Below are 13,635 nucleotides of genomic sequence, written 5' to 3'. Positions count from 1 at the left end.
ATCATTACTGCACTTCCCGCTTGTCAAGTGGCCCTTGTCCACACACTTATCCACATTTCTTGTGGATATCAAACGAATACCAATGAAATCAAGGGCTTAGCAGATTAGTTTGAGTTAAATCAATTTCTCTATCGCTTGTAACGATGCCAGCGCGCCATGCCCCAGCGCGACGCCGGCATGTCCGTCCAGCTGCGGCGCGCGCGGGTTGATGCGGATGAGCGGCGCTCCCTGGGCTTCGCCCATGCGGCGCACGGAGGGAATGTCGACGCCCGCACCGAGTTCGACCACCACCAGTCCGCAGGCCTGCCTGCGCCAGTGCCGCATGCGCGCATACTGCGCTTCGGTACGCGTCTCGATCCAGGCACTGTCGTTGAACATCAGGATATTCGGCCGCGCCAGCGCCCCGCACTGCGGACAGCGTGGCAGCGGCGAAAGCAGGCGGCAGTGCACCGTGTCGACTTCCGGATTGATCTCGTCGGCCGGCCAGATGGCGTCGCTGCAGGGCAGGGTGCATTGCAGGTGATGGATCGAGCCGTGGCATTCGATGATACCGTCACTTGAAAAACCTGCGCGGCCGAAATGGCCGTCGACATTGCTGGTGAAGACAAAGGCGCCGCCGTCCACGCGCGCGCCCAGGCGGCGCAGGATGGCGAAACCGGCATGCGGCCGCGTTGCGCGGTAGAGTGCCAGGCGGTGCCCGTAGAAACCCCAGGCGAGCCGCGGGTCGCTTGCGAAGCTGGCCGGGTTGGCGATCTCGTGAAAGGCGATGCCGGCGGCATGCAACCCTGGATAAGCTTGCCAGAATCCGGTGTTGCCGCGGAAGTCAGGCAGGCCGGAATCGACTCCCATGCCGGCGCCGGCGCAGACCAGCAGGGCTTTGGCCGACCGCAGCAGCGCGGCTGCGCGGGCCAGGTCGTGTTCATGCACCATGCCGCCGTCCTCATGCGCCATCGGCGGACCCTCCCACGAGCTGCATCAGACGGCCCAGCTCGGCCAGGAAGCGCTCGCAGGCCAGCCCCGGCGGCCAGGGTTCCCGTGGCCTGCCGCCATACACCGCCGCCAACGGGTCTTCTTCCAGCACCGCCGCCTGGATCTTCAGCGTGCGCCGCACTTCCTCGCGCGACCAGCCCGCCACGTGCACCGCCTCGCTGGCGGCGGCCAGGCGGTCGGCGCGCTTGTGGCGGGCGTGGTCTGCCGCAGTCCAGGACGGCAAGCCATAGCGCAGGAAGACCATGTGCTCGAGCCGCTTCGTCAACGCGCGGAAACCCTCGCCCAGGAAGGGCTTGATGACGGACAGGGCGTCGAAGCCGAGCAGGCCTTCCTCGGCGTCGTGCAGCAGTTCGCGCAGCTCGGTCAGGGGCTCGACCCGCCCCCAGGGCGGCGCGCCCCAGCAGCATCACGCTGATCGAATGCTGGGCCACGGACAGCGGCAAGGGCCAGGCCGAATGGCCGCCCCAGCGGTAGGTGCGGGCCAGGCCGAGGGCGAGGTCGGCGTCTTCCCAGTCGAAGGGGGTCGGGTTCAACAGGTCGAGGCGCCTGCCGGAAGGCATGCGGACCCAGGCGCGCTGCTGGGTCATGGTTGGCAAGATGCAGGAGTCGTCATGCCCCATTTTACACAGGAGCGGCCCGGCGCCGCGGCTGCGTGCCGGCCGCGGCGGTGATGCATCCGGGAACGACGATGCGCCCCGCCGGCCCGCGCTTGATCTATGCGAAGATGGCACGAGCGTGCACGCCTACACTGGATCGGTTGCGAACCTTGAGGAGGACGCCTTGGAAGAAGCACGAGACCGCGCTGTCAGGCGCCACGATTGCGACCTGCTCGTCGTCGGTGGCGGCATCAACGGTGCGGCCATTGCGCGCGACGCCGCCGGGCGCGGCTTGCGCGTGCTGCTGTGCGAGAAGGATGACCTGGCGAGCCACACGTCCTCGGCCTCGAGCAAGCTGATCCACGGCGGCCTGCGCTACCTGGAGCACTACGAGTTCAGGCTGGTGCGCAAGGCCCTGCTCGAGCGCGAAACCCTGCTGCGCAGCGCGCCCCACATCATGCGCCCGCTGCGCTTTATCATGCCGCACGACGCCGAGAAGGGGGCAGGAGCGCGCCCGGCCTGGCTGATCCGCGCCGGCCTCTTCCTCTACGACCGCCTGGCGCCGCGCGAATTCCTGCCCGGTTCGCATGCGATCGCGCTGCGCGGCCATCCCGCCGGCGCTCCCTTGCTGCCGCGCTTCACGCGTGCCTTCATGTATTCCGACGGCTGGGTCGACGACGCGCGCCTGGTGGTCCTGAATGCCCTCGATGCGCGCGAGCGCGGAGCGCGCGTGCTCACCCGCACCCGCTGCGGGCCGCCCCAGCGCGGGGCCAGCCACTGGAACGTGGTGCTGGAAGGCGAGGGCAGGCGCCTGCAGGTCAGGGGCGCTGCCTGGTCAACGCCACCGGGCCCCGGGCGGCGCGTTTCGGAAGGCGCGACCGCCGTCCCCGCCGCCGGCACCCTGCGGCTCATCAAGGGCAGCCACATCGTCGTGCCGCGCCTGTTCGCCCATCCGCATGCCTATATCTTCCAGCACCCGGACGGGCGCATCGTGTTCGCGCTGCCCTATGAGGAAGCGTTCACGCTGATCGGCACCACCGACGTCGATTACCGGGGCGAACTCGACAATGTCGCCATCAGTCATGAGGAAACCGCCTACCTGTGCCAGCTGGCGAACCGCTATTTCACGCGTTCCATCAGTCCCGCCGACGTGCTGTGGAGTTATTCGGGCGTGCGGCCGCTCGTCGAGGATGCCGCCGCCAGCGCCGCTGCCGCCACGCGCGACTATCGCCTCGGGCTCGACCGCGACGGTGCGCCGCTGCTGTCGGTGTTTGGCGGCAAGATCACCACCAGCCGCAAGCTGCTGACCGAGGGAGGCGGTCGACCTGCTGGCCGGCGTGCTCGCCCCGGCACCAGGCCGCCCAATGCCGGGCTGGACCGCACAAGCCTGCCTGCCGGGCGGCGACCTGTTCGGCGCCGGGCCCGACAAGCGCGGCGTACTCGAATTCGACGCCTGGCGCAGCCGCCGGGCCAGCGCTACCGCTGGCTGCCGCCGCGCCTGCTCGAGCGTTACGCGCGCCTACGGCACCCGCATCGATACCCTGCTGGCACGCTGCAATGGCCTGGCCGACCTGCGAGAGGAAGTGCTGCCCGGCCTTTACGCGGCCGAGATCGATTACCTGATGGCGCACGAGTGGGCGAGGGGCGCCGCCGACATCCTGTGGCGGCGCACCAAGCTGGGCCTTCACGGCACCGGGCAGCGCGACGCGGCTGGAGCAGTGGATGGGCGCGCGCCAGGCGGAGATGGCGGTCTGACGAAGGGCGGCCCGGCGCCGCGATGGCGGCAGGGCGCGGGCGATCGCATCGTCGCCCGCATCGGGAGCACGCACCCCAGCGCGCTGCCGCATGCTCCCGCGTTCGCCGCGGGCGGCTTTACTGCGCGTGGCGCGCCAGCCAGGCGTCGATCTCCGGCAGGCGCTCGCGGCGCACCTTGATACGGTCGCCGATCGCGGCGATCGCCGTCTCCGCATCGCGCCTTGCCTGCGGTGCGATGTGGGCCTCGGCGTAGGCCCGCAGCTTGTCCGCCGTCGCCGGCAGGACGGACCCGTCGGCCAGCGTCGGCACGTAGCGGCTGCGCGAACTCGCATCCACGCGCGCGTTGACGGCCTCCAGGTTCGCCAGCGTGAAGTCGACCGCCAGGTCCGGATGCAGGCGCGACACCGCATCGATCATCGCCGCTCCGTTCGTCGCCCCCGGTTCCTCGGTCAGTGCCAGCGCCAGCGCGCGTGCGGCCAGGGCCGGATCGCGCGGCGAGGCCAGCAGGATATACATGGCGTCCTTCACCATCGGCGATTTTTCCGCGCGGGCGGCGGCGTGCAGATCGTTCCAGGTCGCTCCGTCCGCGTGTTCGGCGACCACGGCCAGGATGGTCTTGCGCAGCGCGCCGGGCACGGCCTGCGGGTCGCTGTCCATCGCGCGGTAACGGCGGCGTGCCTCGGCGATCGTGGCCGGGTCGCCCAGGTGGCTGAGGGTGGCGATCAGGCGCTCGCGCAAGGTGGCCGTTGACGTCGCCTCGCCCGGGCTGGCAGTCCAGCCGACCTGCGCCATGACCGGCGCCAGGCGCGCGATCGCGTGGCTGGCCAGGCGTGCGCTGCCGGCCTTGTCGCCGCCGTACATCGCCAGCAGATCGTCGTAGCCGATGGCGACGCGTGCCCACTGGGGGTGCGGCGCCCGGCGGCGTGGCCGCGGCCAGGTCGAGGAAGTTCGACGCGGGCTGCAGGCCGGCGAAACCGAGCGCCCGGTATCGGCCAGGAGGCCGATCTGGTCGATCGGCGCCAGCGTCGCGAAGCGTCCCGCCAGCGGGGCAAACGCAGCGGGTGCGTAGAGCGTGCGGTAGTAGCCGCTCTGGCCGGCGTTCACCACGACCGGGCCGCAGCCGGGCAGTGTGAGGCTGCCCTTGCCGGCGGCGAGCACGGTGCGCGCCTGTTCCCTGGTCCCGGCCGCGGCGGCGATCACCGGCACGTGCCAGGACAGCGGCTTGCGGCCCGGCTGGTCGCGCGAGAATTCTTCCGGGCGAGGGCGATTGTCATCTTGCCGCCCTTGCAGACGGGTAGAGCCACGCGCACCAGCGGCACGCCGGGCTGCAGCGTGAAGTCATGGGCGATCTGCGTCACCGGCCGCGCGGCCGCGCGTTCGATCTGGCGCCACAGGTCGTTCGATGCCGTGTTGCCGTAGGCGTGTTCGCGCATGTAAGCGCGCACGCCGCGGCGCCAGGCATCCTCGCCGACATAGGCTTCGAGCATGCGGATCACCGCCTCGCCCTTCTGGTAGGTGATTTCGTCGAAGGCCTGGCTGGCCTGTTCGACGGTGGCCACATGCTGCACCACCGGGTGGGTGGTGGCAAGGGCATCGCGGCGCATGGCAGCGTCACGCCCGTTGACGGTGTCGAGCGCCGTGTTCCATTCCGGGTGCAGGCGCGCCGTCATGCGCGATTCCATCCACGACGCGAAGCCTTCGTTGAGCCACAGGTCGTCCCACCAGCGCATCGTTACCAGGTCGCCGAACCACTGGTGGGCCATCTCGTGGGCGGCGGTGGCGAAGATCTCCTGTTTGTCGCGCTGGGTCGAGATGGCCGGGTCGAGCAGCAGCGCGTATTCGAAGGTGAAGATCGCGCCCCAGTTCTCCATCGCGCCGAAGAACTGGCTGCGCCCCGGGCCGGCGACGTTGTCGAGCTTGGGCAGCGGATAGCGCACGCCGAAATAGTCGTTGTATTCGCGCAGGATGGCGCCCGACGATTCGAGCGCGAACGCGGCCTGCGGCAGGGAGCCGCGGCGCGTGACGACACCCAGTTCCGTGCCGTCGACTGTCGTCGTGGCGCGCTCGAAGTCGCCGAGCGCGAAGAACAGCAGGTAGGTCGACATCGCCGGCGTCGGGGCGAAGCGCACGGGGCGCGGCCGTCCGGCAGGGCCGTGCGGGCCTGCTCGGGCATGTTACTGACTGCCATCTCGCCGGCCGGGACGGTCGCCCGCAGCGCGAAGCTCGCCTTGTAGGCCGGCTCGTCCCGGGACGGGATCATGCGGCGCGCATCGGAGTTTTCGAACTGGGTGAACAGGGCGCGGCGCTTGCCGCCCGGGGTGTCGTAGTCGAGCGAGAACAGGCCGACGGCCTGGCTGCCGATGATGCCGGCATAGTCGAGCGCCAGCGTGTAGCGTCCGCGCGGCAGCTCCTTCGGGAAGCGGAAGGTGGCGGTCTGCGCCTTCTCATCGGTGCTGACGGCGGCCGTCAGCGACGCGCCCCTGCTTGACGTCAGCGTCGCCGACGCGAACGCGAGGTCGGCGGCGTTCAGGGTAATGCTGTTCGTCGGCGCCGTGATCTCGAGAATGATCCTGACCTGCGCCGTGAAGCGCGCGGCTTTTGCATCCGGCGTGATCGCGACATCGTAGTGCAGGGGGCGCACACCGCGCGGCAGCTGGGTGGTGACCTGGGCGGCGGCGCCAGTGGCCGGCGCCGGCGCGGTGGGGGTGGACAAGGCGGGCAGGGCGGACAGGCCAAAGGCGAGCGCGAGCGCGGTAGCGATGAGGCGGCGTTGCATGGGATTCTTTCGTCAGGGTGGTCGGTGACGGCGGCGCTCCGGCGGCCATCGGCAGACCGGGATACTGCTGCCAAAGACCGCACATGTCAACTTGTTAAGCTTCCTGTCGTCCGCGCGGGCGTTTTGCCGCTATGATCCGGAAGTCGCAACCCCGAGCACACCAACCCGAAGGAGACCCATGAAACTGTACATCAGCAGCCATGCACCGAACCCGCGCCGGGTGAGCATGTTCATCCTGGAAAAGGACATCACCGGCATCGATACCGAAATGGTCGATATCCTCGCCGGCGAACAGCGCAGCGAACGCTTCCTGGCGAAGAACCCGCTCGGCCGCGTACCGGCCCTGGAGTTCGACGATGGCCGCGTGCTCAGCGAAACGCGCGCGATCTGCACCTACCTCGAAGGCCTGCATCCGGAACCGAACCTGATGGGTGCCGACTTCGAAGAGCGCGCCTTCATCGAAATGGCGGACCGGCGCATGGAGCTGCACCTGCTGCTGGAGACAGCCAGCAGCGCGCGCCATACCCATCCGGCCCTGGCGCCCCTCGAGCAGCCCCAGTTCAGGGACTTCGGCAGCGCCCAGGCCGACAAGATGCGCATCACCGCGCGCTGGCTGGACGGGGTCCTGGCGCGCCAGGAATATGTCGCCGGCGCGCGCTTCACGATCGCCGACATCACTGCTTTCTGCGCCCTCGAATTCGGCCGCGGCCTGCTGAAATTCCGCCCCGGCGACGAGGGCATGGCGCACCTGCAGGCCTGGCGCGACCGCATCGCGGCGCGTCCCTCGGCAATGGGGTCGCGGTAACCCGGTCGCGGTAACCCGGTCGCGGTAACCCGGTCGCGCGCCGGCGGCCACGCAGGCGGTGCGGCTACGCCGCCCGATGGTGACCGGCGCGGCATGCATTCCTTGAAAAGCGATCTGGTGGTGACAATCTGTTAGTTTCCGAAAGAAAACTAACCGTATAATCCGGCATGAATCGGCGGCTGCATCGCGGCCGTCGATGTCGAGGCAAGGATATGGCAGGTCGGAAACGGTGCCAAGCCGCCCCTGCCGACCCACCACCATGTCTTCGAAAAGAGTAACAATGGAAAATGCAACGACCCCTGCCGTCCAGAGCGGCGACAAGACGCTCGCCATCCTGGTCCACCTTGGCGGCCTGTTCTTCAGCTGGCTGGCGCCGCTGATCGTCTACCTGGTCAAGAAAGACGAGAAGGACCAGTTCACGACCGACAACGCGCGCGAAGCCCTGAACTTCCAGCTCACCGTCCTGATTGCCTACTTCGCCTGCTTCATCCTGACCTTCGTCCTGATCGGGATCCTCCTGTTCTGGGTCGTCATGATGGCCAACCTGGTGCTGACCATCGTCGCCGCCGTCAAGACCAGCAATGGCGAGACCTACCGCTATCCGGTCTCGATCCGCATGGTCAAATAAACCTGCGGACGCGGGTTCGGAAAAAAAACGGGCGGCACTTGCCGCCCGTTTTCATTGTACGCACCGGTTCGTGCGCGTCAGCCCACCCTTTTGTACCAGGCCGGCGCATCGCCCAGCGGCTGGTAAGCCGCCGCGTGGGCGTCGCTCGCGGCCAGTTCGCGATCGGTCGCCAGCACGCCGAAACGCGACAGGCTCTCGAAGAACAGGCGCAGCACGCGCTGGCGCAGCATCGGACCGAAGTCGGCCAGGGCGCGGCAGCAGACGATGGCCTGGAACTCGTTGAACGAGGCATCGGTCACCAGGTTGTACTGCGCCCAGGTGATGCGCGAACGCAGGCGCGGCAGCAGGACAGCGCGGCCGTCCTTGAGCTCGAAATAGTCGGACAGGGCAGCGGTACCGCCGCTGGCGGCATACTGCTCCTGCAAGGCCGGCAACGCGAACGCGTCGATCGACGCTTCACGCACCTCGGCCAGCAACTCGTCGTTGGCCACCGTGGCGAAGATCTCGGTGCGCGCAAGCAGTCCTTCCTCGTGCAGCACGATTGCCAGCGTCCAGGCTTCGCCCACGCCGGCGCACTCGACCAGCCAGACCCGCGGCACGGCAACCGGCCGCAGCGCGGCGCCGAGCACTTCCCGTGCCTGGCGCGCCCAGTCCGGATTGTCGAACAGGGCGGCCGGTGCCACGCAGAGCGCACGCAGCACGTTCGACGCGGCGCCCGGCTCGTGCAGCACCCGTTCCTGCAGTGCCGACACGGTCTTCAGTTCGCGCGCGGCCATTACCGCCAGCAGCTTTTTTCGCACCACCTGCCGGTCGTAGTCGCGGAAATCGAAGCCGTGCCTTTGCGACAGGGCTTCAAGCAGCAAGTCGATCTCCAGCTCCTCGACCGCCAGCGAGGCCGCGAAAGCGGCAAAGGCGGTCAATGCAGCCACACTCGCATCAGCGACAGCAGCTGCGCCACATCGACCGGCTTGGTGATGTAGTCGGAAGCGCCGGCGGCGATGCACTTGTCGCGGTCGCCCTTCATCGCTTTCGCGGTGAGGGTGATGATCGGCAGCGACTTGAACTTCGGAATACGACGGATGGCGCGCATCGTGTCGTAGCCGTCCATCTCCGGCATCATGATGTCCATCAGGACGATCTCGATGGTCGGATCCTTCTCCAGCACCTCGATGCCGTCACGGCCGTTCTCTGCAAACAGCACCTGCATCTGCTGGCGCTCCAGCAGGGACGACAGCGCAAAGATGTTACGCAGGTCGTCGTCGACGATCAGGACCTTGCGGCCCGCGAGGCCGCCGTCGAGCGCATGGATCTCTTCCAGCATCTTGCGCTGCAGTTCAGGCAGGGATGCGTGCGAGCGGTGCAGGAACAGCGCCGTTTCGTCGAGCAGCCGCTCGGGCGAACGCGCATCCTTGATCACGATGGTCTTCGCATACTTCTTGAGCTTCGTGACTTCCTTGCGCGAGAGTTCCTGCGCAGTGTAGATCACGATCGGCAGGTCGCGCAGGGCTTCCTTCTTGCCGATCTGGTCGAGCAGGTCGAAGCCCGACACGTCCGGCAGGGTCAGGTCCAGCACCATGCAGTCGAAGTGCTTGCTCTCGAGCGCTTCCATCGCCGCCTTGCCGGTCTCCACGGTTACCATGTTCAGGTCGTTATCGCCGATCAGGTTGACGATCAGTTCGCGCTGGGCGAGGTCGTCCTCGACCACCAGCAGGCTACGCTTGCCGCCGACCAGGAACTTCTGGATGCGGGTGAACTCTTCCTGCAGCGCCTCGCGTTCCACCGGCTTGCTGATGAAGGAAATCGCGCCCTGGCGCAGCGCACGCTCGCGCTCGCGCAGGGCCGAGACCACGTGCACCGGGATGTGGCGGGTGCTCGGGTCGCGCTTGAGGCGGTCGAGGACCGTGAAGCCGTCGATGTCCGGCAGGTCGATGTCGAGCAGGATCGCCGACGGCAGGTAATCGCGGGCGAGCGACAGCGCCGAGTCGCCGCGGTGGGTGACGATGCCCTTGAAGTTCTTCTCGCGGGCGAATTCCAGCACGGTCTTGGCGAAGCGGTCGTCGTCCTCGACGATCAGCACCGACGGGTCGCCCGGGGCGATCAGGCCGCGGTCGTCCAGCATCGAGGCGTATTCCACGAGGCCGGTGGCACCGGGTGCCTGTACCTCGATGGTGGCCACGCCGCTTTCTTCCACCTGGGCAGCCGTGTAGATCACCGGTGCTGCCGCAGGGCGCTAGGCGCGGCCAGGCGGGCCGGCTGCGGCTGGCGCGTCGCTTCGTAGTTGATGAAGCCGGCGCGGTTGTACGGCAGGTAGAGCGTGAAGGTCGAACCGATGTTGACGGTCGATTCCACGCGAATCTCGCCGCCGAGCAGGCGGGCCAGTTCGCGCGAAATCGACAGACCCAGGCCCGTGCCGCCATATTTACGCGCGGTCGAACCGTCGGCCTGCTGGAAGGCTTCAAAAATCAGCTGCAGCTTGTCCTGCGGGATGCCGACGCCGGTATCGCTGACCGAGAAGGCCAGCACGGCGTCCGCATGCAGCAGGTGGGGGTGATCGGCCGTCCAGCCGCTGGTGACGAGGCTGATGTTGAGCGACACCTGGCCATGGCTGGTGAACTTGAACGCGTTCGACAGCAGGTTCTTCAGGACCTGCTGCAGGCGCGTCGTGTCGGTCATGACGGCGGTCGGCAGGTTGTCCGCCAGGTCGACCTGGAAGCCGAGGTGCTTGGCTTCGGCCATGTGGCGGAAGGTGCGGTCGACGTAGTTGCGCAGGGTGGCGAAGCGGTACTCCGACACGTCGAGCGTGACGGTACCGGACTCGATCTTCGAGAGGTCCAGGATGTCGTTAATCAGGGTCAGCAAGTCCGAACCCGAGCCGTGGATGGTCTTCGCGAATTCCACCTGTTTACCGGACAGGTTGCCTTCCGGGTTATCCGACAGCTGCTGCGCCAGAATCAGCAGCGAATTCAAAGGCGTACGCAGTTCGTGCGACATGTTCGCGAGGAACTCGGACTTGTACTTCGAGGACAGGGCCAGCTGGGTCGCCTTTTCCTCCAGCGCCAGCTTGGCCTGTTCCACTTCGCGGTTCTTGCGTTCCACCTCGATGTTCTGCTCGGACAGCAGGCGCGCCTTTTCGGCCAGCTCCTGGTTGGTCTGCTGCAGTTCCTGCGCCAGCGACTGCGACTGGGTCAGCAGCGATTCGGTACGGCTGTTCGCCTCGATCGTGTTCAACACGACGCCGATCGACTCCATCAGCTGGTCGAGGAAGGACAGGTGGGTTTCGGTGAAGCGGTCGAGCGAGGCGATCTCGATGACCGCCTTGACCTGCTGTTCGAACAGGATCGGCAGCACGACGATGTTGTTCGGCGGCGCCGAACCCAGGCCCGACGAGACCACGATGTAATCGCGCGGGACGTCGGTCAGCCAGATGCGGGTTTTCTCGAGCGCGCACTGGCCCACCAGGCCTTCGCCCGGCAGGAAGGAGGTCGGCAGCTTGCGGTTGGATCGGTAGCCATAGCTCGCGATCATGCGCAGGCGGGCGTCAAGCTCCTGCGAATCCATCATGTAGAACACGCCGTGGTGCGCCGAGACCAGCGGAGCGAGCTCCGACAGGATCAGCTTGGTCACCGCGCCCAGGTCGCGCTGGCCCTGCAGGAGTCGCGTGAAGCGCGCAAGGTTGGTTTTCAGCCAATCCTGCTGCGCGTTCTTCTGCGTGGTCTCCTTCAGGTTACGAATCATCTCGTTGATGTTGTCCTTCAGGTAGGACACCTCGCCGCGCGCTTCGACCTGAATCGAACGCGACAAGTCACCACGGGTCACGGCCGTTGCCACCTCGCCGATCGCGCGCATCTGGTTGGTCAGGTTTGCCGCCAGCTGGTTGACGTTCTCGGTCAAGTCTTTCCAGGTACCCGCGACACCCGACACGTTCGCCTGGCCGCCCAGCTTACCTTCGGTACCCACCTCACGTGCCACACGGGTCACCTCGGATGCGAAGGAAGACAGCTGGTCGACCATGACGTTGATCGTGTCCTTCAGTTCGAGAATCTCGCCCTTCACGTCCACGGTAATTTTCTTCGACAAGTCACCACGCGCCACCGCGGTCGTCACCGCCGCGATGTTACGCACCTGGCCTGTCAGGTTCGAGGCCATGAAGTTCACGTTGTCGGTCAAGTCCTTCCAGGTACCGCCCACGCCCGGCACATAGGCCTGGCCACCCAGCTTGCCTTCCGTACCCACTTCACGCGCAACCCGCGTAACCTCGGATGCGAAGGAGGACAACTGGTCGACCATGACGTTAATCGTGTTCTTCAGCTCCAGAATCTCGCCCTTGACGTCCACGGTAATCTTTTTCGACAGGTCGCCGTTCGCCACCGCGGTCGTCACGTCCGCAATGTTACGCACCTGGCCGGTCAGGTTACCCGCCATCGAGTTCACGCCGTCGGTCAAGTCTTTCCAGGTACCCGCAACGCCAGGCACGTTCGCCTGGCCGCCCAGGCGGCCCTCGGTACCCACTTCCCGTGCCACACGGGTCACCTCGGATGCGAAGGAGTTCAGCTGGTCGACCATGACGTTGATCGTGTTCTTCAGCTCGAGAATCTCGCCCTTCACGTCCACCGTAATCTTCTTGGACAAGTCGCCGTTTGCCACGGCGGTGGTCACGTCCGCAATGTTACGCACCTGGCCCGTCAGGTTACCCGCCATGGAGTTCACCGAGTCGGTCAAGTCTTTCCAGGTGCCCGCGACGCCCTTCACCTGCGCCTGGCCGCCCAGCTTGCCCTCGGTACCCACCTCACGTGCCACACGGGTCACCTCGGATGCGAAGGAGGACAGCTGGTCCACCATGACGTTAATCGTGTTCTTCAGTTCGAGAATCTCGCCCTTCACGTCAACGGTAATCTTTTTGGACAAGTCGCCGTTCGCCACCGCGGTCGTCACCGCCGCGATGTTACGCACCTGGCCCGTCAGGTTCGACGCCATGAAGTTCACGTTGTCGGTCAAGTCCTTCCAGGTACCGCCCACGCCCGGCACGTAAGCCTGGCCGCCCAGCTTGCCCTCGGTACCGACCTCGCGCGCCACGCGCGTCACCTCGGATGCGAAGGAACGCAGCTGGTCCACCATGACGTTGATCGTGTCCTTCAGTTGCAGGATCTCGCCGCGCACGTCGACGGTAATTTTCTTCGACAAGTCGCCGTTTGCCACGGCGGTCGTCACTTCCGCGATGTTACGCACCTGGGAAGTCAGGTTACCCGCCATCGAGTTCACCGAGTCGGTCAAGTCCTTCCAGGTACCCGCGACGCCTTTCACCTGCGCCTGGCCGCCGAGTTTACCCTCGGTACCGACCTCTCGCGCCACGCGCGTCACTTCGGAGGAGAAGGAGGAGAGCTGTTCCACCATCGTGTTCGCGGTCGTTGCCGCGCGCAGGTACTGGCCCTTCAAGGGGTGGCCGTCCACTTCCAGCGCCATGGTCTGGGACAGGTCGCCCTTTGCCACGGCGCCGATGACGCGCGCCATTTCCGTGGTCGGACGCACCAGGTCGTCGATCAGGGAATTGACCGAGCTGATCAGGGTGCTCCAGCCGCCGACCACGCCCGGCACGTCGGCGCGCTGGGTCAGGTGGCCCTCGCGGCCGACGACGCGCGACACTTCGGTCACGGCCTCCACCATCTTCGACTTGGTTTCGATGATGTCGTTCAGCGTATCGGCGATCTTGCCGGACACACCGGTCCAGTCCGAAGGCATGCGCACCGAGAAGTCACCCTTTTTCAGGGCCATCAGCGTAGCGAGCAGGAGTTTGACGTCCAGCTGTTCGGCCATGTCGGTCATTGTGTTCATCGACTTGTAATCCTCGTTTTGGAAAATGGAGCAATATTCTTGTGCGCGCGCCGGAATGGCTTCGCGCCAGGAAACTGTTAAACGGAAAGTATGGAACGATACTCTTGTGCGGGATCAAGTCAAGCGCCGCAGCGAGAATAAAACTTGCACTGCGGGAATGTTAAATCGCAGCAGGGAAGGGTATCTGAAATTTTGTTTCCGGCGCGCACGATTTAAAAGGGCTTAACCAGGACTCGTTGCGCATTTACTACAGCAA

The 13,635-nt window shown here is 66.3% G+C and carries 7 protein-coding genes and 4 pseudogenes; 4 read left to right on the top strand and 7 right to left on the bottom strand.

What is annotated here, in order from left to right; genetic code table 11:
• Positions 1 to 114: 114 nt before the first annotated feature.
• Together G4G28_RS15095 and G4G28_RS15090 are read right to left on the bottom strand one after the other, a co-directional pair.
• A complete protein-coding gene (locus G4G28_RS15095) occupies positions 115 to 951 on the bottom strand; it encodes a Sir2 family NAD-dependent protein deacetylase (protein WP_229507661.1) in 837 nt (278 codons plus the stop codon).
• Positions 941 to 1,550 (bottom strand): annotated as a pseudogene (locus G4G28_RS15090) (phosphohydrolase). Before G4G28_RS15090 ends, G4G28_RS15095 begins: the two are co-directional and overlap by 11 nt.
• On the opposite strand from G4G28_RS15090, the pseudogene glpD reads away from it, so the two are divergent.
• Both glpD and G4G28_RS26470 read left to right on the top strand, forming a co-directional pair.
• Positions 1,549 to 3,045: pseudogene (gene glpD, locus G4G28_RS15085) on the top strand (glycerol-3-phosphate dehydrogenase); the annotation flags it as partial. The pseudogenes G4G28_RS15090 and glpD overlap by 2 nt on opposite strands.
• Positions 2,951 to 3,520, top strand: coding sequence for a glycerol-3-phosphate dehydrogenase C-terminal domain-containing protein (locus tag G4G28_RS26470; protein WP_229508097.1), 570 nt, complete (start codon positions 2,951 to 2,953; stop codon positions 3,518 to 3,520). The pseudogene glpD and the gene G4G28_RS26470, both read left to right, overlap by 95 nt.
• On the opposite strand, the gene G4G28_RS26465 is transcribed toward G4G28_RS26470, so the two are convergent.
• The 3 genes and pseudogenes from G4G28_RS26465 to G4G28_RS26455 all read right to left on the bottom strand — a co-directional run.
• A complete protein-coding gene (locus G4G28_RS26465) occupies positions 3,459 to 4,547 on the bottom strand; it encodes an ERAP1-like C-terminal domain-containing protein (RefSeq protein ID WP_229507660.1) in 1,089 nt (362 codons plus the stop codon). The two genes, G4G28_RS26470 and G4G28_RS26465, sit on opposite strands and share 62 nt — an antisense overlap.
• Positions 4,538 to 5,470, bottom strand: coding sequence for a M1 family metallopeptidase (locus tag G4G28_RS26460; protein WP_229507659.1), 933 nt, complete (start codon positions 5,468 to 5,470; stop codon positions 4,538 to 4,540). The genes G4G28_RS26465 and G4G28_RS26460 overlap by 10 nt, the downstream gene beginning before the upstream one ends.
• Before the next feature lie 65 nt (positions 5,471 to 5,535).
• A pseudogene (locus G4G28_RS26455) lies at positions 5,536 to 6,117 on the bottom strand (M1 family peptidase); the annotation flags it as partial.
• 178 nt (positions 6,118 to 6,295) lie between these two features.
• Between G4G28_RS26455 and G4G28_RS15075 the strand changes: the two are divergent.
• Both G4G28_RS15075 and G4G28_RS15070 read left to right on the top strand, forming a co-directional pair.
• A complete protein-coding gene (locus G4G28_RS15075) occupies positions 6,296 to 6,922 on the top strand; it encodes a glutathione S-transferase family protein (RefSeq protein ID WP_182988894.1) in 627 nt (208 codons plus the stop codon).
• Between the two features lie 280 nt (positions 6,923 to 7,202).
• Positions 7,203 to 7,550, top strand: a complete 348-nt coding sequence (locus G4G28_RS15070; protein ID WP_202033650.1) for a DUF4870 domain-containing protein — start codon at positions 7,203 to 7,205, stop codon at positions 7,548 to 7,550.
• Between the two features lie 77 nt (positions 7,551 to 7,627).
• Here G4G28_RS15070 and G4G28_RS15065 read toward each other — a convergent pair whose 3' ends face one another.
• Together G4G28_RS15065 and G4G28_RS15060 are read right to left on the bottom strand one after the other, a co-directional pair.
• Positions 7,628 to 8,479 carry a CheR family methyltransferase gene (locus G4G28_RS15065; protein ID WP_229507658.1) on the bottom strand — a complete coding sequence of 284 codons (852 nt, stop codon included), beginning with the start codon at positions 8,477 to 8,479 and terminating at the stop codon, positions 7,628 to 7,630.
• Positions 8,467 to 13,379: pseudogene (locus tag G4G28_RS15060) on the bottom strand (response regulator). Before G4G28_RS15060 ends, G4G28_RS15065 begins: the two are co-directional and overlap by 13 nt.
• Positions 13,380 to 13,635: the final 256 nt, after the last annotated feature.

This window comes from Massilia sp. Dwa41.01b, assembly GCF_014171775.1.
In the GTDB taxonomy this organism is placed as follows: domain Bacteria; phylum Pseudomonadota; class Gammaproteobacteria; order Burkholderiales; family Burkholderiaceae_D; genus Telluria.
This window is presented reverse-complemented; position numbering and strand designations above follow the sequence as displayed.

What these genes read in the sequence shown, in the direction of transcription:
- G4G28_RS26470 (WP_229508097.1), top strand. Translation starts at nt 2,951, where the DNA reads ATGCCGGGCTGGACCGCACAAGCCTGCCTGCCGGGCGGCGACCTGTTC.
- G4G28_RS15070 (WP_202033650.1), top strand. Translation starts at nt 7,203, where the DNA reads ATGGAAAATGCAACGACCCCTGCCGTCCAGAGCGGCGACAAGACGCTC.
- G4G28_RS15095 (WP_229507661.1), bottom strand. Translation starts at nt 951, where the DNA reads ATGGCGCATGAGGACGGCGGCATGGTGCATGAACACGACCTGGCCCGC.
- G4G28_RS15075 (WP_182988894.1), top strand. Translation starts at nt 6,296, where the DNA reads ATGAAACTGTACATCAGCAGCCATGCACCGAACCCGCGCCGGGTGAGC.